This window comes from Pseudomonas sp. SDO524_S393, assembly GCF_054071875.1.
Map to the genome: position 1 here is coordinate 1 of NZ_JBSVVZ010000056.1, position 24794 is coordinate 24794.

The following is a 24794-nucleotide window of genomic DNA, read 5'->3' on the forward strand; positions in this document are numbered from 1 at the left end:
CCGCTGCCAAGCCAGTCGCTAAAACCGCTGCTGCAAAACCCGCTGCCAAGCCAGCCGCTAAAACCGCTGCTGCAAAACCCGCTGCCAAGCCAGTCGCTAAAACCGCTGCTGCAAAACCCGCTGCCAAGCCAGCGGCTAAACCTGCTGCTGCAAAACCAGCCGCCAAGCCAGTCGCTAAACCTGCTGCTGCGAAACCAGCCGCCAAGCCAGCGGCTAAACCTGCTGCTGCGAAACCAGCTGCCAAACCAGCTGCCAAACCAGCGGCTAAACCTGCTGCTGCGAAACCCGCTGCCAAGCCAGCCGCCAAACCTGCTGCTGTAAAACCAGCACCGGCCAAGCCAGCCGCTCCGGTCGCTTCCGCTACTCCGGCAGCTTCCACCGCTCCAACTGCTCCGGCCAGCAGCACGCCTGCACCGGCAGCCTCCAGCACCACACCAACCAGCGCTTCCTAAGTGCCGGTGATCACGGCGCGCAGCTGCTGCAGCGCGTCGTGATCAAGGTTGGCGACTTGCGTCGTCAGCCCTTCAAGCCACTGCGGTTGATCCTGCTCTGCGGTCGGCCAGTCCAGCGCCAGCGCTTCCAATCGCTCCAGCAATTGCCGTTCGGCATCCAGTTCCAGGGCTTTAACCCCTTCCCGTAACGCCGCCAGTTGTTCATCTTGCTGCGCCTCGGCACGCCATTGCTTGCGCAGTTGTCGCAACGGCTCAACCACGTGTGCTTGCCAAGGCCCGGCGATCTGTTCCAGCGCCTGTATGCGCTCTGGTGTTGTCGCTACCCTGCGCTGCTCCAGCCATGCGCCACACAGCAGAAGACAGACATCGGCGCCCTGTGCCTGCCATTGCAGACAGGCGGCTTCGCACCCTGGGCGGGTGTAGGTCGAAAGGGCAAAGCTCCACAGGTCAGCGCACATATTCACACCCAAGCCAGCGGCCAACGAAGCTGGTAGACTCCGCCGCCATTATGATCCGACTTCAAAGCCTAACATTACAGCGTGGCCCGCAACGCCTTCTCGAAGGTGCCGAGCTGACCCTGCACGCCGGTCACAAAGCCGGCCTGATCGGTGCCAACGGCGCCGGCAAATCCACCTTGTTCGCCCTGTTGCTGGGTGAGCTGACCCCGGACTCCGGGGACTGCCTGCTGCCGGCTGATTGGCGCATCGCCCATATGCGCCAGGAGATCGACACCCTGGACCGCATCGCCATCGACTACGTACTCGATGGCGACCGGCACCTGCGCCAGGTACAACACGCTCTGGCCGAGGCCGAGAATGCTCAGGACGGCGCCGCCCTGGCGCGGCTGCACGCGGAACTCGACAGTGCCGACGGCTACACCGCCGATGCGCGCGCGCGCAAGATGCTTGCCGGCCTTGGCTTCACCAACGAGCAGATGGACCGCCCGGTCGCCGACTTCTCCGGCGGCTGGCGAATGCGCCTGAACCTGGCTCAGGCGCTGATGTGCCCTTCGGACCTGCTGTTGCTCGACGAACCGACCAACCACCTGGACCTCGATGCGATCCTGTGGCTGGAAGACTTCCTCAAGAGCTATCAGGGCACCTTGCTGCTGATTTCCCACGACCGGGATTTCCTCGACGCAGTGGTCGACAACATTGCCCACGTCGAACAGCAGAAAATCACCCTCTACCGTGGCGGTTACACTGCGTTCGAACGTGCCCGTGCCGAACGCCTGGCCCAGCAGCAACAGGCCTACGAGAAGCAGCAGGCGCAGCGTGCGCACATGGAAAGCTATATCGCCCGCTTCAAGGCCCAGGCCACCAAGGCTCGTCAGGCCCAGAGCCGCATCAAGGCGTTGGAGCGCATGGAGGAGTTGTCGGCGGCCCATGTCGATTCGCCGTTCGACTTCGTCTTCCGCGAATCGGTAAAGATCTCCAGCCCGTTGCTGGACCTTTCGGACGCACGCCTGGGGTATGGCGAAAAAACCATCCTGGAGAAGGTCAAGCTGCAACTCACGCCGGGTGCGCGCATTGGTTTGCTTGGACCCAACGGCGCGGGCAAGTCGACGCTGATCAAGAACCTGTCGGGAGAGCTTTCGCCGCTGTCCGGCCGCATGACCCGTGGCGAGAACACGGTGGTGGGTTATTTCGCCCAGCATCAACTGGACTCCCTCGACTCCAAGGCCAGCCCGTTGCTGCACTTGCAGCGCCTGGCGCCGACCGAGCGCGAGCAGACCTTGCGCGACTTCCTCGGTGGTTTCGACTTCCGGGGGGCGCGTATCGATGAGCCGGTGCTTAATTTTTCCGGCGGCGAGAAAGCCCGCCTGGCCTTGGCATTGATTGCCTGGGACCGTCCGAACCTGCTGCTGCTCGACGAACCGACCAACCACCTGGACCTGGAAATGCGCCTGGCGCTGACCATGGCCTTGCAAGAGTTCAGCGGTGCGGTGTTGGTGGTGTCTCACGATCGTCACCTGCTCAAGAGCACCACGGACAATTTCCTGCTGGTGGCGGATGGCAAGGTCGAAGAGTTCGACGGCGATCTGGATGACTACGCGCGTTGGCTGACCGACTACCGCGTGCGCAATGCGCCGGTCAGCAACACGCCGGTCAACCCGGACAAGACCGACAAGAAGGCCCAGCGCCAGGCTGCCGCTGCACTGCGCCAGCAGTTGGCGCCGCACAAGCGCGAAGCCGACAAGCTCGAGGCCGAGCTGGGCAAGGTGCACGCACGCCTGGCCAGTATCGAAACCAGCCTGGGCGACAGCGCTGTGTACGAAGCGTCCCGCAAGGATGAATTGCGCGACCTGTTGGCTGAACAAGCCAGGCTCAAGGTGCGTGAAGGCCAGTTGGAGGAAATCTGGATGGAGGCCCTCGAGTTGCTGGAAACCCTGCAAGCTGAGCTGGAGGCGCTGTCCTGATGGAGGCGTTGCAGCTGCCGTTGCCGGCACAGTGGGTCGAGCCCGTATGGATCGGCGTGCAAATTCTGCTGATCCTGCTGGCCGGTTACCTGGCCCAGCGTTTTGTCGCCAAAGGCCTGACTCGCCTGGGCGAGCGCTACCCGCTGCCGCCACAGTTGCTGATGCCCCTGCGCGGCGGTTTGCGCTGGCTGATCATGGGCAGTGCGTTGATTTTCGTGTTGGGCCGCCTGGGCGTATCCGCCACGGTGCTGTGGACCGCGCTGTCGGGCTTCGTTGCCGTGGCGGCGGTGGCGTTCTTCGCCATGTGGTCGGTGTTGTCCAACCTGCTGTGCGCCATCCTGATCTTCACGGTCGGGCCGTTCCGGCTCGGTGACATTGTCGAGCTGGTGGACACCGTCGACAAACCGGGTGTGAAGGGCCGGGTCGTGGCGATCAACCTGCTCTACACCACGCTGATCGAAGTGGCAGAGGCCGGCACCGACAGCGCGATGGTGCAGGTGCCCAACAGCCTGTTCTTCCAGCGTTCGGTGCGGCGCTGGCCAGGAACGCACGTGTTTCCGGGCGACCGCTAGCATTCACATCTTGTAAAAATCTATAGCCAGCCTTCGGTCGGCGGAGTTAGCTTAAGGCTCAACGGCAAACTCCCTTCTGAGGTGTGTAATGGCACTCGATACATGGCTGGCCTTTTTCGTGGCCAGTTGGGTCATCTCCCTTTCTCCCGGCGCAGGCGCCATCGCCTCGATGTCCAGCGGCCTGCAGTACGGTTTCCTGCGGGGCTACTGGAATGCGATCGGCCTGCAACTGGGCCTGGCCATGCAGATTGCCGTGGTGGCCGGCGGGCTGGGCGCGATTCTGGCGGCATCATCGACTGCGTTCTACGCGATCAAATGGTTTGGCGTGGCATACCTGGTGTACCTGGCCATCAAGCAATGGCGTGCCTTGCCCATGGACATGGCCGACGACGCCGCCGTGCGCCCGATCGGCAAGCCGATGGCGATGATGTTCCGTGGTTTCCTGGTCAATGCCAGCAATCCCAAGGCCCTGGTGTTCATGCTGGCGGTACTGCCGCAGTTCGTGGACCCGCACGCGCCGTTGCTGATCCAGTACCTGATCCTGGGTGTGACCATGATCTGCGTCGACATGATCGTGATGGCCGGCTACACCGGGCTGGCCTCGAAAGTGCTGCGTCTGCTGCGTACACCCAAACAGCAAAAACGCATGAACCGTACATTTGCCGGCTTGTTCGTCGGTGCGGCGGGCTTCCTCGCCAGCCTGCACCGCGCCACCGCGTAAAACCCGCCGAAAACCGGGTGGGGCCCAACAGCCCCACCCACCTGCGCGAAAAATACCCCTCCCTCCAAACACCTCATCACTTACGCCTTGAGTCAAATCCGTTAAGGCTCAACAATGTGTTACTTCGTATTTCCCTTTGAGATTCATTCATGACTGCCCCCTTTCGTTTTCTCGCCTGGCTGATGTTGCCGGCGCTGATGTCGTGCAGCTTCAACTTGCTGGCCGCGACCGCCGAGGGCGCCCCGCAAGCCCTGCATTTGCTGGACTATATTGGCGCTGACTACCCGCCCACGGTGGAGGCGGGCAAGGTGGTCGACGACTCCGAATACCGCGAACAAGTGGAGTTTCTTGGGGTGCTGCAAGGCCTGGTGGCGCAGTTGCCCGAGCGCCCGGAGCGTGCGGGGCTGGTAAAAGGCGTCGACGAACTGCTGGCAGCGGTCAGCGCCCATGAAGAAGGGGCAACCGTCGCCCGTCAGGCTCGCCAGCTGGGCGCGCAACTGGCGGTGGCCTATGAGGTGAGCCAGGCCCCGGCCATCACGCCTGACCCTACCCGCGGCGCGCCGTTGTATGCGCAGCATTGTTCGGTTTGCCATGGCGCAACCGGTGCCGGTGACGGGCCTGCCGGTGTGGGCATGACACCGCCGCCGGCCAACCTGCGCGATGCCGTGCGCCTGGATCGCCTGAGCCTCTACGCGATCTACAACACCCTCGGCCTGGGCGTTGAAGGCACCGATATGCCGGCCTTCGCCGACCAATTGGATGACCGCCAGCGCTGGGACCTGGCCACTTACATCGCCAGTTTCACCGCCGACCCTGCGGCGGCGCAGAGCGAGCAGCCGTTCAACCTGGCGGACCTGGCTCGCCAGACACCCAACGAAGTGCTGGCGGCCAGCGGTCCGGCCGCAGCCGCAACCTTCCGCGCCCAGCGTGCGCAACCGCCGCAGGTCAAGCGGGGTCCGGCGCAGTTGCTCGACTACACCGCCACCACCCTGGACAAGAGTCTCGCCGCTTTCCGCAACGGCGATCACGAACAGGCGTATGACCTGTCGGTGGCTGCTTACCTCGAAGGCTTCGAGCTGGTGGAGAGTTCCCTGGACAACGTCGACGCCAACGTGCGCAAGGACACCGAGAAGGCCCTGATGGCCTATCGGCAGTCGTTGCAGGACGGGTTGCCGGTGGAACAGGTGCAGCAGCGCCTGGACGTGGCCAAAGGCAAGCTCACCGAGTCTGCCGGGTTGCTGGGCAGCGACGGCTTGAGCTGGTCGCTGAGCTACATCTCCGGTTTGCTGATTTTGCTGCGTGAAGGCCTGGAAGCCATTCTGGTCTTGGCCGCGATCCTTGCGTTCCTGCGTAACACCGGCCAGCAATCGGCCGTGCGCAGCGTCAACGCCGGCTGGGGCCTGGCGCTGTTGGCCGGTTTGGCGACCTGGGCACTGGCGGCCTATGTGATTGACGTCAGCGGCGCCCAGCGCGAATTGCTCGAAGGCTGCACGGCGTTGTTCGCCAGTGTGATGGTGCTGTGGCTCGGTGTCTGGATGCACGACCGTCGCCATGCGGCTGCCTGGCAGGACTACATCAAGAGCAGCCTGGTGGGCGGTGGCGGGCGTTTCGGCTTTGCGATGCTGGCGTTCTTCTCGGTTTACCGCGAGCTGTTCGAGGTGATCCTGTTCTACGAAACCCTGTGGCTGCAAGCGGGTCCGGCCGGGCACAACGCGGTGCTGGCGGGTGGTGCCACGGCGCTGGTGCTGTTGGTGGGCCTGGCCTGGGTGATCCTGCGCGGTTCGGCGAAGCTGCCGCTGGCACTGTTCTTCGGCATCAACGCGGCACTGCTGTGCGCGCTGTCGGTGGTGTTTGCCGGGCATGGCGTGAAGGCGCTGCAAGAGGCGGGGATCTTCGGCACGCGGCCAGTGGCGTTCTTTGACTTTGATTGGCTGGGCATCCACGCCGACGCTTATTCATTGGGTGCACAGGCGGTGGCGATCCTGGCGATTGTGGTGCTGTATGGCCGCAGCCGTTTGGCCGAGAAGCGCCGCGTTACAGCTTAAGTGTGGAGCGGGCAAGCCCGCTCCTGCATTGATCGTGTTTGGGCTGAGTCAGTCGTTTTCGTGGGTCAGCTCCAGCACCCGGTCCACGAGTTTGTTGATGCCTGACGCCACTTCGCTGATGCGCTTGCCGAGCATGTAGGCAGGGGTGCTCACCAGTTTGCGCGCCTTGTCTTCGACGATATCGTCCACCGCGCATTCCTGGTGGGTGGCCCCCATCTTGTCGAGGGCCGCTGCCGTGTCGGCGCAGTTGCCGATGGTGCAGGTCACGCCCGGGCCGTAGATCTTCGCGGCCAGGGCCGGCGAGATGCAGATCAATCCAACGGGTTTGCCGGCTTCGGCGAACGCCTCGGCCAGTTCCAATACCTGTGGGTTGACACTGCAACCAGCGCCTTCGACGGCGAAGTTCGACAGGTTCTTGGCCGCGCCGAAACCGCCTGGCACGATCAGCGCATCGAAGTCGCTGGCGTCGGCCTCGCGAAGGTCTTTTACGTCACCTCGGGCGATACGGGCCGACTCCACCAGCACATTGCGCGACTCGGGCATCTCTTCACCGGTGAGGTGGTCGATCACATGCAATTGGGCGATGTTCGGGGCAAAGCATTGGACCTGAGCGCCGCGCTGGTCAAGGCGCAGCAGGGTGATCACGCTTTCGTGGATCTCTGCGCCGTCGTATACGCCACAGCCGGAAAGGATCACTGCAATCTTTTTGCTCATGGGCATTTCTCCTGGGGTCTGGCGTTAAATGTCTACTAATTTGTCACCTGTTGCCAATGGGATCGCGCCCGGCTAGACCTAATCTAGATGTAACAAAAACAGACCGGACCAGACCATGGACTTCGTGCCTTACGCGGTACCGTTTTTCATTGCCTTGATCGTGGTGGAGCTGCTGGCCGACCGTTGGCGCGGCGAGCGCAACTACCGGGTGGCAGACGCCATCAACAGCCTCAGCACCGGCGTGCTGTCCACCACCACCGGGCTGTTGACCAAGGGCGTGGGGCTGCTGACCTATGCCTTTGCCCTCAAGCACCTGGCGCTGATAGAGCTGTCTGCCCAGAGCGTCTGGACCTGGGTGTTCGCCTTTGTCTTCTACGATTTCTGTTACTACTGGCTGCATCGCATGGGCCACGAACGCAATATCCTGTGGGCCGCCCATTCGGTGCATCACCAGAGTGAGGACTACAACCTCAGCACCGCCTTGCGCCAGACCAGCACCGGCTTTCTGCTGAGCTGGATCTTCTACCTGCCGCTGGCGGTATTGGGCGTACCGCTGGTGGTGTTTATCAGCGTGGCTTCGCTTAATTTGCTGTATCAATTCTGGGTGCACACCCGCCATGTACCGAAGCTCGGCTGGTACGAGTGGTTCTTCGTCACGCCGTCCAACCATCGGGCCCACCATGCACAGAACGCTCTCTACATGGATCGCAATTACGGCGGGGTGTTCATTCTTTGGGACCGGCTGTTCGGCACCTTCCAGGAAGAAGACGACAACGAACCGGTGGTTTTCGGTGTGACCACACCACTGGCCAGTTGGAACCCGCTGTGGGCCAACCTGCAGTTTTATGCACAGTTGTGGAGTGACGCGCGACGTACCGAAAGCCGGTGGGACAAGGTGCGCATCTGGTTCATGCGCACCGGCTGGCGCCCGGCCGACGTGAAGGCCAGGTATCCGCTGGTCAAGCCGGACCTGAGCCAGTTCCGCAAGTTCGACGTGCCGCTGGATGCGCGCCAGCAGGTGTATATCGCCTTGCAATTTGCGGTGTACGTGGGGTTGGGCAGTTACCTGATGAATTTCGGCGAGGGGTTGCCTACGGCGGCGTTGATGCTGGGTTGGAGCGTCATGGCGCTGGGGCTGTTCGTGCTGGGCGTGGCCCTGGAGAATCGCCCGTGGGCGTTGAAGGCCGAGCTGATGCGGCTGCTGCTGAATGTGCCGCTGGTGTGGCTGGCGCCGCTGGTCGGGCTCTGGCCGGCCAGCCCGTTGGGCTGGCTGGGGGTGGCCAGTTACAGCCTACTCAGCATAATCGGCCTCTACTGTTGCCGGGGGCGCCTTACTCGACTGGCGTCTTAGGCGTATCAGTGGGGGCGGGCACTGCGTCCAGCCGGGCTTTTGCGTCAGCGCAGGCCTGGCGCGCGATACGGGCGTTCTTCAGCCGGCGGCGCAGCCACAGGCCAAAGCCCAGCACCAACAGCGCGCCGAGCACCCACAGCTCGTACCGCTTGATGCTGCCCAGCATGCCTTCAAGCACCGCGCCAAAATGATAGGCCGCCGCACCCAGCGCCGCTGCCCAGATGGCCGCGCCGATACCGTTGAGGATCAGGTAGCGCGCCGGCGGGTAGCCTGACAGGCCAATCGCCACGGGCATCACCGTGCGCAACCCATAGACGAAGCGGAAGCTCAGTACCCAGATATCCGGGTGCTTGCGGATATGCTCCAGTGCCCGGTCACCCATCAACTGCCAGCGCGGCTTGCGCGCCAACAGTTTGCGGCCATGCTTGCGTCCCAGGAAATACCAGAGCTGGTCGCCGGCATAGCTGCCGAAGAAGGCAACGACCACCACCAGGTTGATATCCATGTACCCACGGAACGCCAGGAAGCCTGCGAGAACCAGGATGGTCTCGCCTTCGAAGAAGGTGCCCAGGAAGAGCGCAAAGTAGCCGAAGTCATGCAGAAATTGTTGAAGCATGGTCTGGGTGCTGGCGAAATGAACGCGCAGCCTACGCCTTCGCGAACATTCATGAAAGTATCGAGATGTGTCACGAAGTGAACAATTCCTACATAAACGACGAATGCGACTACAGGTCGCATCGGTAAGCACAACTGTAATTCCTTCGTCATAATGGCCGCTTATAACTGCAACGCTCGCCCGTAAATGCGGGCTCAGGAGTCTGTCGTGAGCTTTACCCCTGCCAATCGCCTGTTCCCTGCCACCCGCCTGCGTCGCAATCGTCGTGATGATTTTTCTCGCCGTCTGGTGCGTGAAAACGTTCTGACGACGAACGATCTGATCCTGCCGGTCTTTGTACTGGACGGTGAAAACCGCCGGGAAGCCGTGGCCTCGATGCCGGGTGTGGAGCGCTTGACCATCGATCTGCTGCTTGAAGAGGCGGCCAAATGGGTCGAGCTGGGGATTCCGGCGCTGGCGTTGTTCCCGTACACGCCGCCTGAACTCAAGTCCCTCGACGCTGCCGAAGCCTGGAACCCGGAAGGGATCGCCCAGCGCGCCACTCGCGCCTTGCGTGCGCGTTTCCCGGAGCTGGGGGTGATCACCGACGTGGCGCTGGACCCGTTCACCACCCACGGCCAGGATGGCATTCTCGACGAAGATGGCTATGTTCAGAACGACATCACCGTCGATGCACTGGTCAAGCAGGCCCTGTCCCACGCCGACGCGGGTGCCCAGGTGGTCGCGCCGTCGGACATGATGGACGGTCGCGTCCAGGCGATTCGCGAAGCCCTGGAGCTGGCCGGCCACGTCAACGTGCGCATCATGGCCTACTCGGCCAAGTACGCCAGCGCCTATTACGGCCCGTTCCGCGATGCGGTCGGTTCGGCCCTGAACCTGGGCAAGGCCAACAAGGCCTCGTACCAGATGGACCCGGCCAACGGCCAGGAAGCCCTGCATGAAGTGGCGGCCGATCTGGCTGAAGGCGCCGACATGGTGATGGTCAAGCCCGGGATGCCGTACCTGGACATCCTTTACCGGGTCAAAGAGGAATTCAAGGTGCCGACCTTCGTTTATCAGGTCAGCGGCGAATACGCCATGCACATGGCCGCAATACAGAATGGATGGTTGAGTGAAGGGGTGATCCTTGAATCCCTGACTGCCTTTAAACGTGCCGGGGCTGATGGCATCCTGACTTATTTTGCCGTCCGTGCCGCCCAATTGCTTAGAGAGCAACAATAGCCCTCACAGGAACACTCGATGAATACCGAAGGACTCTCCGAAGTTGCCGTAAAAGACGCTCACCCGGTGGTTGAACAAGTCACCGAGACCCCGCCGGAACTGGAGCCGGCACCGCCTGTCGCGGTGACCGAGCCACCTGCGCCGGCTCCCGTGATCGCGGTGACCAACCTGGATGACAGCAGCCTGTACATCCACCGCGAGCTGTCACAACTGCAATTCAACATCCGCGTGCTGGAACAGGCGCTGGATGAGTCCTACCCGTTGCTGGAGCGGTTGAAGTTCCTGCTGATCTTCTCCAGCAACCTGGACGAGTTCTTCGAGATCCGCGTGGCCGGCCTCAAGAAGCAGATCACCTTTGCCCGTGAACAGGCTGGCGCCGACGGCCTGCAACCGCACCAGGCCCTGGCACGCATCAGCGAGCTGGTACATGGCCAGGTGGACCGCCAGTACGCGATCCTCAACGACATCCTGCTGCCGGAGCTGGAAAAACATCAGGTTCGCTTTATCCGTCGTCGCCACTGGACCACCAAGATCAAGACCTGGGTACGTCGCTACTTCCGCGACGAAATCGCGCCGATCATCACGCCGATCGGCCTCGACCCGACGCACCCGTTCCCGTTGCTGGTGAACAAGAGCCTGAACTTCATCGTGGAGCTGGAAGGTATCGACGCCTTCGGCCGCGATTCCGGCCTGGCGATCATCCCGGCGCCACGCTTGCTGCCACGGATCATCAAGGTACCGGAAGAGGTGGGTGGGGCTGGCGACAACTATGTATTCCTGTCATCGATGATCCATGCCCATGCGGACGATCTGTTCCAGGGCATGAAGGTCAAGGGCTGCTACCAGTTCCGCCTGACCCGTAACGCCGACCTGGCGCTGGACTCCGAAGACGTCGAAGACCTGGCCCGCGCGCTGCGCGGTGAGCTGTTCTCGCGGCGTTATGGCGACGCGGTACGCCTGGAAGTGGCCGACACCTGCCCGAAACACTTGTCGGATTACCTGCTCAAGCAGTTCAACCTGGGCGAGACCGAGCTGTACCAGGTCAATGGCCCGGTGAACCTCACGCGCCTGTTCAGCATCACCGGTCTGGACAGCCACCCGGAGCTGCAATACAAGCCGTTCACCCCGCAAATCCCGAAACTGCTGCAGAACAGCGAGAACATTTTCAGTGTGGTCAGCAAACAGGACATCCTGCTGCTGCACCCATTCGAGTCCTTCACCCCGGTGGTCGACCTGCTGCGCCAGGCTGCCAAGGACCCGCACGTATTGGCCGTGCGCCAGACCCTGTACCGTTCCGGCGCCAACTCGGAAATCGTCGATGCCCTGGTCGATGCCGCGCGTAACGGCAAGGAAGTCACAGCGGTGATCGAGCTGCGTGCACGCTTCGACGAAGAGTCGAACCTGCAACTGGCCAGCCGCCTGCAAGCGGCCGGCGCGGTAGTGATCTACGGTGTGGTCGGCTTCAAGACCCACGCCAAGATGATGCTGATCCTGCGCCGTGAAGCCGGCGAGATCGTACGTTACGCCCACCTGGGTACCGGCAACTACCATGCTGGCAACGCCAAGCTCTACACCGACTACAGCCTGCTGACCTCCGACGATGCCCTGTGCGAAGACGTCGGCAAGTTGTTCAGCCAGTTGATCGGCATGGGCAAGACCTTGCGCATGAAGAAGCTGTTGCACGCACCGTTCACGCTCAAGAAGGGCATGCTCGACATGATTGCCCGCGAGACCCAGTTCGCCCTCGACGGGAAACCGGCGCACATCATCGCCAAGTTCAACTCGCTGACCGATCCGAAGATCATCCGCGCGCTGTACAAGGCCAGCCAGTCCGGCGTGCGCATCGATCTGGTGGTGCGCGGCATGTGCTGCCTGCGGCCAGGCATTGCCGGGGTGTCGCACAACATCCATGTGCGTTCGATCATCGGTCGCTTCCTGGAGCACACGCGGGTGTTCTACTTCCTCAACGGCGGTGAAGAGCAGATGTTCCTCTCCAGCGCCGACTGGATGGAGCGCAACCTCGACAAGCGTGTGGAGACCTGCTTCCCGGTGGAAGGCAAGAAACTGATCCTGCGGGTGAAGAAAGAGCTGGAAAGTTATCTGACCGATAACACGCACAGCTGGAGCCTGCAGTCTGACGGTCGCTACGTGCGCAACACGCCAACCGGCAATCAGAACCCGCGCAGTGCGCAGGCGACGTTGCTGGAGAAGCTGGGTAGCCCGATTCTGGCGGTGAATTAATCAAGGTTCACCCAAATCAATGTGGGAGCGGGCTTGCCCGCGATGAGGGAGTGTCAGTCAACCCATCAGTTGACTGATCCACCGCCATCGCGAGCAAGCCCGCTCCCACATTTGTTTTTACAGGGTTCTCTGGCTCGCGTTACCGCAGGTTCAGGCTGAACCCCACCCGTGTCAGCCACTCGGCTTCCTGGGCAAAGTCTGCCTGGGTCAGCTGGTTTTCATCCAGCCAGCCGGTCGGGAAGACCACGTCCAGGCTGTCACCGTCGGCGCGCAGGGCCACCTGGGGCATCTGTTGGGTGCCACGGATATGGTGGAACAGGATCGCAAAGCGCAGCAGCACGCACAGGCGAATCAGCTTGATGCCTTCGTCACCGAACTCCGCGAATTTGTCCTTGGGGATGTTACGGCGATGGCCGCGCACCAGCAGCGCGAGCATTTGTTGGTCTTCACGGGAGAAACCGGCCAGGTCGGAGTGCTCGATCAGGTAGGCGCCATGCTTGTGGTAATGGTAGTGAGCGATGTCCAGGCCCACTTCATGCACCTTGGCGGCCCAACCCAGCAGCTCGCGCCATACGCCGTCTTCCAGTTCCCAGTCTTCGGCCACCTGGTCGAAGGCGTGCAGGGCTTTGCGCTCGACCCTGGCGGCCTGTTCCAGGTCGACGTGGTAGCGCTCCATCAATGACGTGAGCGTGCGCTCGCGTACGTCTTCGTGGTGATGACGGCCCAGCAGGTCATACAGCACGCCTTCGCGCAGGGCGCCGTCGCAGTGGTCCATGCGTTGCAGCTCGAGTGCGTCGAAGATGGCTTCGAGGATCGCCAGGCCCGCCGGGAAAATAGTACGGCGGTCGGGCTTGATGCCTTCGAAGTCGATTTTCTCGGCATCGCCCAGCTTGAACAGCTTGCGCTTGAGCCAGGCCAGGCCTTCGGCGTTCACTTCGCCACCGCCGTGACCTCCGGCCTTGAGTGCCAGGCCAATGGCGCGGATGGTGCCGGATGAGCCGATCGCTTCATCCCAGGTCAGGCGATGCAGCGCGTGTTCGATGCTCATGATCTCCAGCCGCGCCGCCGTGTAGGCCTGGGCGTAACGCGCCGGGGTGATCTTGCCGTCCTTGAAATAGCGCTGGGTGTAGCTGACGCAGCCCATCTGCAGGCTTTCCCGCAATAGCGGTTCGAAGCGCTGGCCGATGATGAATTCGGTACTGCCGCCGCCGATGTCGGCCACCAGGCGTTTGCCGGGGGTATCGGCCAGGGTGTGGGACACGCCGAGGTAGATCAGGCGCGCTTCTTCACGGCCGGAGATGACTTCTACCGGGTGCCCCAGAATCTCTTCGGCGCGGCGGATGAATTCGCCGCGGTTGCGTGCTTCGCGCAGGGCGTTGGTGCCGACGATTCGCACGGCGCCCAAGGGCATGCCGTTGATCAGTTGGGCAAAACGCTTGAGGCAATCGAGCCCGCGTTGCATGGATTCTTCGTTGAGCTGGCGCTCGTCGTCGATCCCGGCAGCCAGTTGCACTTTCTCGCCGAGCCGCTCAAGGATGCGGATCTCACCGTTCTGGGCCTTGGCCACGACCATGTGAAAGCTGTTGGAGCCCAGGTCGATGGCGGCGATCAGGGACAGATTCTTGGCTTGGGATTGCGGCATGGTTTGGGGGTCTCGGTCGATAACCTTGCCATCGTGCCACGATCGACCGCCAACGCCAACGCGTTGTGCTTCGGGAATTTTTCTGAATCTGCCTGAAGGGGATTGCTGTAGGAAATGTAGGTTGTCTTTCGGTCTTTTTGTCGGGATTTCTGACAGAGCTATAGGAAGCTTTAACTGTACCCCGTTGTTAAGACAAATCTGATTTGGCCTACAGGTTTTAGGCGACTGTTCTATTCATTTTTTTATTTAAGACTACTGTCGCGCCGGGTTCAGATGACGGTGTATTTTTACCGCTCCCACGCCAACTAACGTGTTGTCTGATTTTGTAGTGAAGTGCCAAAGCGACAGACTGTCACTCGGCAATGATGCCGTGGTGTTATTTATTTATGTTTCGGAAACTCCGGGATGATAATTAAAGGCGCCTGATAACTTTCAGTGACAGGTTAATTATGAAGAAACTAATTGGATCGACCCTCGGTATCGCTTGCCTGGCTGTCGCGCTGGGCGCACAGGCCACTACCAGTGCCCAGCTGGTAGTTCGGGGAACGATCACTCCCGCCTCCTGCAACCTCAGCCTGGCAGGCAGCGGTGTCATCGATTATGGCGTCATACGTTCCGGTGAGTTGTCCCAAACCGCATTCAACCCCCGCGAAGAGCGAAGCACTACCCTGAGTGTCAATTGCGGCACCACACCTGCCAAGTTCGGCCTGGCCTTTACCGACTTGCAGGCGGGCAGTAAGGTCACGGGGATTCTTGGCGCCGGCTTCAGCGAAGCCCAGAACTACGGCCTGGGTACTGTGGGCACCCGTCGTACCGGCGGCTATTCGATCACCCTCAAGGATTTGAGGTCCTCGGGCGTGGTACTCAACCCCATCATGCGCGTGGGCACCGGCGCCTGGCAGACCAGCGATGGCAAGGTCGCCCAGGCGCCCAGCCAGTACTCGTGGCGCAACGGTACGGCGATCACCCCGGCATCGATTGCCCTGATGACCGGCACTATCGCCGTGAAGGCCGTTATCAATAAAGCCCAGGACCTGGACTTGAGTCGCGACGTGTCCATTGATGGTCGCGCCACACTGGTACTCAGTTATCTCTAAGTAACTTGATACGGTCGGCAAATAGATCGATGCGTTTTTGTCGGCCGTTTTTATGTGGGTGTTTTAATTATCTGCTATCCGCTTAAATAGCAGCGGGGAAACCAAGTGCGTGGTCTTTCAATAACTAACAAGGCACGGCTGTTAAGTGCAAGTGTGTGTGTTTGTTTTTCAATGATGGTGCTGGCGGACGGTATGCGACCCGAAACCACGTTGGTCATGCTCTATGAGGAAGAAGGCGAAGCCACTCTCAATGTGCAGAACACCGATGCCAATCCTGCGCTGCTTCACGCCGTAGTCGAGAACGTACCGGAGGATCCGGAACCCCTGCTGGTCGTTACGCCGCCTGTCTCCCGTGTGGAGCCGGGCGAGACCCAGTTGATCCGCTTCATCGGTACGCTGAAGGCGCCGCTCAAGACCCAGCGCCTCAAACGTGTGTCCTTTGAGGGGATTCCGCAGGCACGTGCGGCAGGCGGTGCGACCATCGGTATCACCCTGCGGCAGAACCTGCCTCTTATCCTGCACCCCCAGGGCCTGCCCCGGCACGCTTCACCCTGGGAGCTGTTGCAGTGGAAGCGCGTGGGCGAGCATCTGCGCGTCCACAACGACAGTGCTTATGTGGTGCGCCTGGCGCTGGAGGTGCAACTGCTTCCACGAATGAACCTGGCCACCTTGCCGCGTACCTACATCCTGCCGGGTGAGACCCTGACGGCGAAAGTCGAGGGGCGCCTGGACGGCGTGACCGAGGTCGAGATACAGCCTGCCACGGTCTATGGATTTTCGGTTGATCATTACCGGGCGCCGGTCAATGCCGTCGAGGGTTGATCGACTTATGACAACGACCAGACGTCCGTCCGGCATCGGTGCCGCTGCTCGTCGGCCCACGCTGTTGGTGGGGCTTGCGACCCTGTGCGGTCTGCCTGGCCCCGTGCCGGCACTGGAGTTGGGAGAGGGCTTCGACCTGGCGGCCCTGACCACCCATGGCATAGATCCGAAGGTTTCAGACTACTTTCGCAGCGCGGCGCGTTTTCGCGAAGGCGTCCAGGTGGTGGGGTTGCGGGTCAATGGCAATCCGCTGGGGCTGGTGGATGCGCGATTCGACGCACAAGGGCAGCTCTGTTTTACCCCCGGGTTACTGGAGAAGGCCGGGTTGGTCAAACCTGCGAGGGTCATCCGTGAGGTGGCCGCGCCGGAGCAGGCCTGCCATGACTTCCTGGGTGCCTTCCCAACGACGATGGTGAGGTTGCGTCCCGGCACCGACGAGGTTGCACTGGTGGTGCCCACGCAATCGTTGCGTGAACCGGAGTGGGCCGCCGGCAACTTTTCCAGGGGCGGTTCGGCAGCCTTGTTCAATTACGATGTGCTGGGTTTTGACAGCCGTTCCCGAAGCGGCCCCAGCCGATTCATGTCGGCGTATACCGAAGCCGGTTTCAACCTGGGTGACTGGATTGTGCGCAGTCGCCAGTTCTATGTATCCGACAACGGCCAGTCCCGCACCGAGCACCTGTATGCCTATGCCCAGCGGGATGTGGCCGTGTTGCAGTCGACCTTTCAGGCGGGGCAGCTTTCCAGCGGCAGCCCGGTGTTTGGAGGGGTGCAGTTTTCGGGTTTCCAACTGTCTCCGGACGGGCAGTCACGTGGCCCGGCAGGCGACAACGCGGTGGTGGTCGAAGGGCTGGCCCAGAGTCAGTCGCGGATCGAAGTGCGCCAGGCCGGGGTGTTGATTCATAGCACCCTGGTGCCCGAAGGGCCCTTCAGGCTGACCGGACTGCCGCTGCTCAATGGCACCAGTGACCTCGAGGTGAGCGTGATTGACGTGAGGGGGGCCAAGCGCAGCTTCACAGTGCCGGCGGCGTCGTTCAGTGGCGTCGCGCCGGCCGCCCCCGGTTACTACGTGTCGGCGGGCAAGGTACGGGAGGTTTCCACTGATCAGAGTCAAACGCCACTGTTCGCCATGGGCAGCGGCACCTGGGGGTTGGGGCGCAACACATCGCTGGGCCTGGGATTGCTGGGCGCCGAGGACTATTGGGCGGCGGGCAGCAGCCTGGGCAGTGTATTTTTTCAGCGGGTGACGGTGGGCGCGCGCCAGAGCCTCTCGCGAGATAGCCGCAACGCAGTGTCCGGGGGGCGCCACACGTTGTCCGTGAGCAGCCCGGTCTACGCCAACGTAGACGTCAATTTGAGCGCAACCACCCAGACCCGGGGCTATCGCGAGGTGCTTGAAGCCGGTCAGCCACTCAAGGTCGACGACCTGGCGTCGCGTTTTAAAAACCAGTACACGGCGGGCATGAGCTGGGTCGACCCCGCGATCGGCGGTTTCTCTGTGGGCTACACCCGCAGCGCCCAGTTCGACGGACGATCTACGGAGCACGTCTACGCCTCCTGGAACCAGTCGTTCGGTGGCGTGGATGTGGCGTTGATCGCCGACTCCCAGGTGGGCAGCAAGCGTGTAAGCCGTGAGGCGGCTGCAGCCAACCGACGGCGGGATGCGGCTATGGACGACGGTCTTTCCTTGCGCTTGCAGGTCAGCGTGCCCCTGGGCGATGACCGGCGTGTCACCAGCTATGGAAGCCGTCGTGGCCGGCAGCTCAATGCGGGTACGGCGCTCAGTGAACGGGTCAATGATTACGTGAATTATGAGGTGGGCACCGAGCGGGATATCACCGCGCGGGAACAGTCGGTGCGCGGGCAACTGAATGTGATGCCGCGGTATACCCAAGTCGGCCTCGGTGTCAGTCAGGACGCTCAGGGCTCCAGCTATTCGGGGCAACTGCGCGGTGGGGTGGTGGCACATGAACGTGGCGTGACGTTTTCGCCCTATGCCGTGCAGGACACGTTCGGCATCGTGTCGGTGGGCGACATCGGCTCGGCCAGGGTCGATACGCCCCAGGGGCCGGTATGGACCGACTACCGTGGGCAGGCGGTGATCGCCGGCATGCCGGCCTATGCCAGTAGCCGTGTCGAAGTGCAGACCCGGTCGTTACCCAAGCGCGTTGACCTGAAGAACGGTACCCGGGTGCTCAAGGTGGGCAGGGGGGCCGTCAGCACGGTGAATTTCGAAGTGTTGAAGGTGCGTCGGCTGTTGGTCCAGGTCAAGGATGTCCAGGGTCGCCCATTGCCTCAGGGCGCTTCGGTGTTTGGCGACGACAAACGCTTTCTGACCAGCGTGGTAGGGGACGGCATGATTTTCCTCAGCGACGTCAGTGAGCCACAGAAACTGCGGGTGTCGCTGCCGGACTCCTCAGCTTGTCTGCTGCACCTCGATGCCGGGGTTGAGCCTGACAATGACAAACTCTACGCAACCACATCGGCGGTGTGCCATGCCCTTTAAGCGTGCTTCGTTTGGATTTTTGCTCTGGTTGGGTATGACCGCTCAGGGAGCCAGGGCCGATAACTGTCAGCTGTCGATTACCCAGCCGCGAGTGGATTACGGTGTGATTCGCCGGGAGCCTTTCGATGAGCGTTCGCGGGTGACGCTGGGTACTCGCACACTGCACTTGAATATCCAGTGTGACGAGCCTTCGCCGATGATGGTGCGTTTCAACGGTGTGGCGAGTGACGGGCAGGGCTTCCGGTTCGGGCGCGAGGGGCGTTTCCGTCTGCGCCTCAAGCAGGCCAGGGTTGATGGGCTGGCTGTCCAGTGGCGCGAGCGAGGCTTGCCCGGTGAATCTGCCATTGGGCAACTGCTGCCGGGCCATACCTTGGTGGCCCAGAGCATGGGCCGACGACTGACGGCCCAGGTCGATATCGATACCGACCTGCCCTCACACGCCCTGCAGGTGCGCAGCCAGACGTTACTGGAGGGCCAGGGCAGTTTCGAACTGGTTACTCCGGCTGTTCCACCGAGCCGATGAAGTTGGCGAATTCAGGCGTCCGCGGGTTGGCGAACAGCACCTTGGGGTCGCCGACCTCGTGCACCTTGCCCTGGTGCATGAACACCAGTTTGTCCCCCACTTCCCGTGCAAAGCGCATTTCGTGGGTCACCATGATCAGGGTCATGCCGTCCTTGGCCAGTTGGCGCACCACGCTGAGCACTTCGTTGACCAGCTCCGGGTCCAGGGCCGAGGTGATCTCGTCGCACAGCAGTACCTTGGGCGACATGGCCAGCGCGCGGGCGATCGCCACCCGTTGCTGCTGGCCGCCGGACAGGCGATCGGGGAAGGCGTCGAACTTTTCCCCCAGTCCGACCCGCTCCAGCATCTGCCTGGCCAGTTGGGCAGCCTTGGCCTTGGGGACTTTCTGCACGACTTGTGGCGCGAGCATCACGTTTTCGCCCACCGTCAGGTGCGGGAACAGGTTGAACTGCTGGAACACCATGCCGACTTTCTGCCGCAGGCTGCGCAGATCGGCGCGGGCGGCGTCGAGGTATTCACCGTCGACTTCGATCACGCCATCGTTGATCGATTCCAGGCCATTGAGGGTACGCAGCAAGGTGGACTTGCCCGAGCCGCTACGGCCGATGATCGCCACCACCTGGCCTTCATCCACCGTCAGGTCGATGCCCTTGAGTACGTGGTGATCGCCGTAATACTTATGCAGGGCGGAAATTCTAAGCAGAGGCATGCAGTCTCCTTTCCAGGTAGCGCGCACTGAGGGACAAGGGGTAACAGAGCAAAAAGTAACCAAGGGCCACCAGGCCGTAGACCATGAAGGGCTCGAAGGTGGCGTTGGCGAGCATGCCGCCGGTCTTGGTCAGTTCGGTAAAGCCGATGATCGAGGTGACCGCCGTGCCTTTGACCACTTGCACCGAGAAGCCGACGGTGGGTGCCACGGCGATGCGCAGGGCCTGGGGCAAAATCACGTAGCGCAGTTGCTCAAGCGGGTTGAGCGCCAGGCTGGCCGAGGCCTCCCATTGCCCGTGAGCGATGGCTTCTACGCAGCCGCGCCAGATTTCGGCGAGGTAGGCGCTGGTGAACAGGGTCAGGGCGATTGCGGCGGCCAGCCACGGCGAAATATCCACGCCGAGCAGGGCGATACCGAAAAACACCAGGAACAGTTGCATCAATAACGGTGTGCCCTGGAACAGTTCGATATAGGTGCGGGCGATGTTGCGCGGGAACGTCTTGCGGCTGATGCGCATCGTCATCACCAGCAAACCGATCACACCGCCCCCCACAAAGGCGACCACTGACAGCAGCAGGGTCCATTGCAGCCCGGTTGCCAGGTTGCGCACGATGTCCCAGAACGAAAAATCACTCATCGGCCATTCCTCATCACAAAACGCTGGCCGACCCAGTTGAGCAACTGGCGAATCATCAACGCCATGCACAGGTACACCAGGGTGGTCAGGGCGTAGGTTTCGAACGCGCGGAAGTTGCGCGACTGAATGAAGTTGGCGGCAAAGCTCAGTTCTTCCGTCGCGATCTGCGAACACACCGCCGAACCGAGCATCACGATGATGATCTGACTGCTCAGGGCGGGCCATACCTTGCCCAGCGCGGGCAGCAACACCACATGGCGAAACGCCTCGAAGCGCGTCATCGCCAGTGCGGCTGCCGCCTCCAATTGCCCTTGAGGAATGGCCTGGATCCCGGCGCGAATGATTTCTGTGGAGTAGGCGCCCAGGTTGATCACCATTGCCAGCACGGCGGCTTGCCATTCGGTGATCTTCAGCCCCAGGGACGGCAGGCCGAAGAAGATGAAGAACAACTGCACCAGAAATGGGGTGTTGCGGATCAACTCGACATAGACACCGAAGCACCAGGCGAACGGCTGGATCTTCCAGGCCCGCACCACGGCACCGACGGTGCCCAGCGCTACGCCGAGGATCGCGCCGATGGCCGTGAGCTCGAGAGTGAACAGCGCGCCACGCAGCAGCAGGTCGGTATTGGCCAGCACCGGCACAAAGTCAAATTGATACGCCATAGGTCAGCTCCGTCGCTCAAAGGCCAGCGGGCAGCGGCTCTTTAAGCCATTGCATTGCGTTCTTTTCCAGGCTGCCATCGGCCTTGGCCGCGACCAGGATCTGATTGACCTTCTCCAGCAGCGCCGGCTCGTTCTTGTTCACCCCTACGTACACCGGCGAATCCTTGAGCTTCACTTTCAACGCCGGAACGCGTTTGGGGTTGCGCTCGCTGATCGCTACCATCACCACGTTGCCGCTGGCGATCAGGTCGACCTGGCCGGCCAGGTAGGCGGCGATGGTGGAATTGTTGTCTTCGAAACGTTTGATGGTGGCTTCCTTGGGTGCCACGGCGGTCAGCTCGATGTCTTCGATGGCGCCACGGGTCACGCTGATGGTCTTGCCCTTGAGGTCGTCGGTCGAACTGATGGCGGCTTCAGGCGGACCGAAGACTGCCAGGTAGAACGGGGCGTAGGCCCGGGAAAAGTCGATGACTTTTTCCCGCTCGGCGTTCTTGCCCAGGCTGGAAATCACCAGGTCGACCTTGCCGGTGGTGAGGAACGGAATGCGGTTGGTGCTGTTGACCGGGGTCAGTTCCAGCTTGACCTTGAGCTGATCGGCCAGCAGCTTGGCGGTGTCGATGTCCAGGCCGCGGGGCTTCATGTCCGGGCCCACCGAGCCGAACGGCGGGAAGTCCTGGGGCACGGCGACCTTGAGGGTGCCGCGGGCGATGATATCGTCCAGACCATTGGCCTGGGCGGCAGGTGCCTGGCTCAGCATCAGGCTGGCGAATAGAGCGGATAGCAGGGCGCTGCAACGTTTGGTCATGGCGACTCTCCGAGAAAGGCGAAGGAAGGTTCTGGACTGGGCTTGTGCGGTGGGTGATTGCACAGCCCATGCCAGCGTGCTCCGGATCGTCTGTGAGGCAGGTGTTTATTGAGTTTTGGTGGTCTTACTGGTCTGAACAGTGATGAAGCTTCGCGCACCTTTTTCGAGCGCTGGCAAAATCCCGCGAGCCCCTTTGGGGCGTGGCTTGCCGCCAGCTTCGAATAGCTTTACAACTAGCCGCTCAGTTGACTGGAACCTTGAGTTTTTTATGAATTCCATCGCCCAAGCCGTACCGGAAGCGGCCTTGCAGGCCATCCGCAAACTGATCAAGGAACACGGTTTTGGCCCAGGTGATGCGCTGCCGTCCCAGCGTGACCTGGCGGCGCAGCTCGGGGTAAGCCGTGCGTCATTGCGCGAGGCGCTGTCGTCTCTCAGTGCGCTTGGGGTGGTCAGTGTGCAGCCGGGCAAGGGGGTTTTCGTGCAGGCGGTGGAGGACGCACCGGGCTTTGCCTGGCCATTCGCGGCGCAGGCTACGCCTCTGGATATTTTCCAACTGCGCTACGCCCTGGAGGGGTTTGCCGCCGGGTTGGCGGCGATGACGCTGACGCTCGATGAGCTGGACGGCCTGGAAGAGAATGTGGCGGCTATGCGTACGGTGCTCAAGGCGGGTGATTTCGAGGCTGCGGCCCGGCTGGACTTCGAATTCCACCAGCGCATCCTGCTGGCCAGCGGCAACCAGGCGATGGTGAACATCCTCAGCGCCAGTGCCGAGGTGTTTCTGGAGAGCCAGAAACTACCGTTCATCCGACCGGAGCGGGCCATGGAAACGTGGCAGGAGCACCGCAAGATCCTTCGCGCGCTGGCCCGTCGTGCCAGCCCGGCAGCGCAGAAAAGCATGCAGGAGCATGTACGCAATGCGGCCCTGCGCACCGGAATTGCCTTTGTGACACCCGTCATGCCGTGAGTTGGGCTATACCCAAACTCATGCAGCGCCATAGCAAGACTCAATCAGCGGCGGCTTCCTGAATGGGGGAAGGGCGGCTATGATGGGCCACGTTTTTTTTGCTTACAATCCGGAGACATCCATGAGCGATCTTATCAAGCACGTCACCGACGCGTCCTTCGAGGCAGATGTAATCAAGGCGGCTGGTCCAGTGCTGGTTGACTACTGGGCTGAATGGTGCGGCCCTTGCAAAATGATCGCTCCAGTCCTGGACGACATTGCGAGCACTTACGAAGGCAAGCTGACCATTGCCAAGCTGAACATCGACGAGAACGCAGAAACCCCGGCCAAGCACGGCGTACGCGGTATTCCGACCCTGATGCTGTTCAAGGACGGCAACGTCGAAGCCACCAAAGTGGGCGCGCTGTCGAAATCCCAGTTGCAAGCTTTCCTCGACGCGCACATCTAAGCGTCGTCAAAAAAGCCCCGCAAATTGCGGGGCTTTTTCGTGAAACAGGGCTAGACGCTCCGAAACTCAGGTGGTACATTCGGCCCCGCACTGGTTTCTCCACTGCCCCCTGCAAGCCGTCGCCGACGCTCTCCTTTTCGATTAGTACGCGATCCTGTCGCCTTCTCCGCGGCGCGGCCTCATTAAGCCAAAAGCTTAATTTCCCCCCTCCATAAATGATTACGTCATTCCTATATGAATCTGACTGAACTCAAGCAAAAGCCGATTACCGACCTGCTTCAACTGGCCGAAGAAATGGGCATAGAAAATATGGCCCGTTCGCGCAAGCAGGACGTGATTTTCTCCCTGCTGAAAAAGCACGCGAAAAGCGGCGAGGAAATCTCCGGTGATGGCGTGCTGGAGATTCTCCAGGACGGCTTCGGCTTCCTCCGCTCTGCAGACGCCTCCTATCTCGCCGGCCCGGACGATATCTACGTCTCGCCGAGCCAGATCCGCCGTTTCAACTTGCGCACCGGTGACACCATCGTTGGCAAGATCCGCCCGCCGAAGGAAGGCGAGCGTTATTTCGCCCTGCTCAAGGTCGACACGATCAACTTCGATCGCCCGGAGAACGCGAAAAACAAGATTCTCTTCGAGAACCTGACCCCGCTGTTCCCGAACGTGCGCATGAAGATGGAAGCCGGCAACGGTTCCACCGAAGACTTGACCGGTCGTGTGATTGACCTGTGCGCCCCGATCGGCAAAGGCCAGCGTGGCCTGATCGTCGCTCCGCCGAAGGCCGGTAAAACGATCATGCTGCAGAACATCGCGGCGAACATCGCGCGCAACAACCCGGAAGTTCACCTGATCGTGCTGCTGATCGATGAGCGTCCGGAAGAAGTGACCGAAATGCAGCGCACCGTGCGCGGCGAAGTGGTCGCCTCGACGTTCGACGAGCCGCCAACCCGTCACGTACAGGTTGCCGAAATGGTGATCGAGAAGGCCAAGCGCCTGGTCGAGCACAAGAAAGACGTGGTGATCCTGCTCGACTCCATCACCCGTCTGGCCCGTGCCTACAACACCGTGATCCCGAGCTCCGGCAAGGTACTCACCGGTGGTGTCGATGCCCACGCCCTGGAGAAACCGAAGCGTTTCTTCGGTGCTGCGCGGAACATCGAAGAAGGTGGCTCGCTGACCATCATCGCCACCGCACTGGTTGAAACCGGTTCGAAGATGGACGAAGTGATCTACGAAGAGTTCAAGGGTACCGGCAACATGGAACTGCCCCTGGACCGTCGCATCGCGGAAAAACGTGTGTTCCCGGCCATCAACATCAACCGTTCCGGCACCCGCCGTGAAGAGTTGCTGACTGCCGACGACGAACTGCAGCGCATGTGGATCCTGCGCAAGCTGCTGCACCCGATGGATGAAGTAGCGGCCATCGAGTTCCTGGTCGACAAGCTGAAAACCACCAAGACCAACGACGAGTTCTTCCTGTCGATGAAACGTAAGTAACACCACGTTTTCGGTCCAAAAAGTGGCGTCCCGCGGGGCGCCATTTTTTTTGCGTCAAAAAAGGGAGGTTTGAGCAGCATAAGTGTCAGTTAAGAAACAAAAAAGGTGAGCGAAGCTGCGCTCATCCCGT

General features: G+C 61.5%; 23 protein-coding genes. 15 read left to right on the top strand and 8 right to left on the bottom strand.

The features are described 5' to 3' along the window. On the top strand, positions 1-452 hold a 452-nt coding region (locus ACW9IB_RS21830), incomplete at its 5' end, for a hypothetical protein (protein ID WP_457415505.1). On the opposite strand, the gene ACW9IB_RS21835 is transcribed toward ACW9IB_RS21830, so the two are convergent. Beyond that, entirely contained in the window at positions 449-910 is a 462-nt protein-coding gene (locus tag ACW9IB_RS21835) for a TIGR02444 family protein (RefSeq protein WP_457415506.1), read from the bottom strand. The two genes, ACW9IB_RS21830 and ACW9IB_RS21835, sit on opposite strands and share 4 nt — an antisense overlap. Before the next feature lie 50 nt (positions 911-960). Here ACW9IB_RS21835 and abc-f point away from each other — a divergent pair, with 50 nt between their 5' ends. The 4 genes from abc-f (at position 961) to ACW9IB_RS21855 (ending at position 6209) form a co-directional block, all read left to right on the top strand. Then, complete coding sequence (gene abc-f, locus ACW9IB_RS21840; RefSeq protein WP_457415507.1) at positions 961-2871, top strand: ribosomal protection-like ABC-F family protein; 1911 nt, start codon at positions 961-963, stop codon at positions 2869-2871. Further along, on the top strand, positions 2871-3443 hold the full coding sequence (locus tag ACW9IB_RS21845; RefSeq protein WP_348058798.1) for a mechanosensitive ion channel family protein: 573 nt from the start codon (positions 2871-2873) through the stop codon (positions 3441-3443). Before abc-f ends, ACW9IB_RS21845 begins: the two co-directional genes overlap by 1 nt. A gap of 88 nt (positions 3444-3531) precedes the next feature. Next, the gene (locus ACW9IB_RS21850; protein ID WP_457364896.1) at positions 3532-4164 is read left to right on the top strand and encodes a LysE family transporter; all 633 of its coding nucleotides are present in this window, start codon (positions 3532-3534) and stop codon (positions 4162-4164) included. Between the two features lie 149 nt (positions 4165-4313). Continuing rightward, positions 4314-6209 carry an FTR1 family protein gene (locus ACW9IB_RS21855; RefSeq protein WP_457364897.1) on the top strand — a complete coding sequence of 632 codons (1896 nt, stop codon included), beginning with the start codon at positions 4314-4316 and terminating at the stop codon, positions 6207-6209. A gap of 48 nt (positions 6210-6257) precedes the next feature. On the opposite strand, the gene elbB is transcribed toward ACW9IB_RS21855, so the two are convergent. Beyond that, entirely contained in the window at positions 6258-6923 is a 666-nt protein-coding gene (gene elbB / locus ACW9IB_RS21860; protein ID WP_457415508.1) for an isoprenoid biosynthesis glyoxalase ElbB, read from the bottom strand. A 115-nt stretch (positions 6924-7038) separates the two neighbouring features. Between elbB and ACW9IB_RS21865 the strand changes: the two genes are divergently transcribed. Beyond that, the gene (locus tag ACW9IB_RS21865) at positions 7039-8274 is read left to right on the top strand and encodes a sterol desaturase family protein (protein ID WP_457415510.1); all 1236 of its coding nucleotides are present in this window, start codon (positions 7039-7041) and stop codon (positions 8272-8274) included. Here ACW9IB_RS21865 and ACW9IB_RS21870 read toward each other — a convergent pair. Beyond that, positions 8255-8890: a DedA family protein gene (locus tag ACW9IB_RS21870; RefSeq protein ID WP_457364900.1), complete on the bottom strand. Its 636-nt coding sequence runs from the start codon at positions 8888-8890 to the stop codon at positions 8255-8257. The two genes, ACW9IB_RS21865 and ACW9IB_RS21870, sit on opposite strands and share 20 nt — an antisense overlap. Positions 8891-9097: 207 nt before the next feature. Here ACW9IB_RS21870 and hemB point away from each other — a divergent pair, with 207 nt between their 5' ends. Beyond that, positions 9098-10111 carry a porphobilinogen synthase gene (hemB, locus tag ACW9IB_RS21875; RefSeq protein WP_457415511.1) on the top strand — a complete coding sequence of 338 codons (1014 nt, stop codon included), beginning with the start codon at positions 9098-9100 and terminating at the stop codon, positions 10109-10111. 18 nt (positions 10112-10129) lie between these two features. After that, a complete protein-coding gene (gene ppk1, locus ACW9IB_RS21880; protein WP_457364902.1) occupies positions 10130-12352 on the top strand; it encodes a polyphosphate kinase 1 in 2223 nt (740 codons plus the stop codon). Positions 12353-12491: 139 nt separating this feature from the next. Here the strand turns inward: ppk1 and ppx are convergent, their stop codons facing one another. Beyond that, positions 12492-13994 (bottom strand): exopolyphosphatase, encoded by a 1503-nt coding sequence (ppx, locus tag ACW9IB_RS21885; protein WP_457364903.1) that lies wholly within the window; start codon positions 13992-13994, stop codon positions 12492-12494. 449 nt (positions 13995-14443) lie between these two features. On the opposite strand from ppx, the gene ACW9IB_RS21890 reads away from it, so the two are divergent. The 4 genes from ACW9IB_RS21890 to ACW9IB_RS21905 all read left to right on the top strand — a co-directional run bounded on the left by ACW9IB_RS21890 (position 14444) and on the right by ACW9IB_RS21905 (position 18942). Beyond that, on the top strand, positions 14444-15091 hold the full coding sequence (locus ACW9IB_RS21890; RefSeq protein ID WP_457415513.1) for a DUF1120 domain-containing protein: 648 nt from the start codon (positions 14444-14446) through the stop codon (positions 15089-15091). A 120-nt stretch (positions 15092-15211) separates the two neighbouring features. Continuing rightward, the gene (locus ACW9IB_RS21895) at positions 15212-15913 is read left to right on the top strand and encodes a fimbria/pilus chaperone family protein (protein WP_457415537.1); all 702 of its coding nucleotides are present in this window, start codon (positions 15212-15214) and stop codon (positions 15911-15913) included. 7 nt (positions 15914-15920) lie between these two features. Further along, complete coding sequence (locus ACW9IB_RS21900; RefSeq protein ID WP_457415515.1) at positions 15921-18419, top strand: fimbria/pilus outer membrane usher protein; 2499 nt, start codon at positions 15921-15923, stop codon at positions 18417-18419. A gap of 34 nt (positions 18420-18453) precedes the next feature. Next, the gene (locus tag ACW9IB_RS21905; RefSeq protein WP_457415516.1) at positions 18454-18942 is read left to right on the top strand and encodes a hypothetical protein; all 489 of its coding nucleotides are present in this window, start codon (positions 18454-18456) and stop codon (positions 18940-18942) included. Here the strand turns inward: ACW9IB_RS21905 and ACW9IB_RS21910 are convergent. Genes ACW9IB_RS21910 through ACW9IB_RS21925 form a run of 4 tightly spaced genes read right to left on the bottom strand, consistent with a single transcriptional unit; the run spans position 18914 to position 21758 of the window. Beyond that, positions 18914-19651, bottom strand: a complete 738-nt coding sequence (locus tag ACW9IB_RS21910; protein WP_457415518.1) for an amino acid ABC transporter ATP-binding protein — start codon at positions 19649-19651, stop codon at positions 18914-18916. The two genes, ACW9IB_RS21905 and ACW9IB_RS21910, sit on opposite strands and share 29 nt — an antisense overlap. Beyond that, complete coding sequence (locus ACW9IB_RS21915; protein WP_457364908.1) at positions 19638-20288, bottom strand: amino acid ABC transporter permease; 651 nt, start codon at positions 20286-20288, stop codon at positions 19638-19640. Before ACW9IB_RS21915 ends, ACW9IB_RS21910 begins: the two co-directional genes overlap by 14 nt. After that, positions 20285-20953, bottom strand: a complete 669-nt coding sequence (locus tag ACW9IB_RS21920; RefSeq protein ID WP_457364909.1) for an amino acid ABC transporter permease — start codon at positions 20951-20953, stop codon at positions 20285-20287. The genes ACW9IB_RS21915 and ACW9IB_RS21920 overlap by 4 nt, the downstream gene beginning before the upstream one ends. Before the next feature lie 16 nt (positions 20954-20969). After that, positions 20970-21758: a transporter substrate-binding domain-containing protein gene (locus tag ACW9IB_RS21925; RefSeq protein ID WP_457415519.1), complete on the bottom strand. Its 789-nt coding sequence runs from the start codon at positions 21756-21758 to the stop codon at positions 20970-20972. A gap of 268 nt (positions 21759-22026) precedes the next feature. Between ACW9IB_RS21925 and ACW9IB_RS21930 the strand changes: the two genes are divergently transcribed. The 3 genes from ACW9IB_RS21930 to rho all read left to right on the top strand — a co-directional run bounded on the left by ACW9IB_RS21930 (position 22027) and on the right by rho (position 24664). After that, positions 22027-22722, top strand: coding sequence for a FadR/GntR family transcriptional regulator (locus ACW9IB_RS21930; protein WP_457364911.1), 696 nt, complete (start codon positions 22027-22029; stop codon positions 22720-22722). A gap of 121 nt (positions 22723-22843) precedes the next feature. Then, a complete protein-coding gene (gene trxA / locus ACW9IB_RS21935) occupies positions 22844-23170 on the top strand; it encodes a thioredoxin TrxA (protein ID WP_457364912.1) in 327 nt (108 codons plus the stop codon). A 234-nt stretch (positions 23171-23404) separates the two neighbouring features. Next, complete coding sequence (gene rho / locus ACW9IB_RS21940) at positions 23405-24664, top strand: transcription termination factor Rho (RefSeq protein WP_457364913.1); 1260 nt, start codon at positions 23405-23407, stop codon at positions 24662-24664. The last annotated feature ends 130 nt before the right edge of the window (positions 24665-24794 follow it).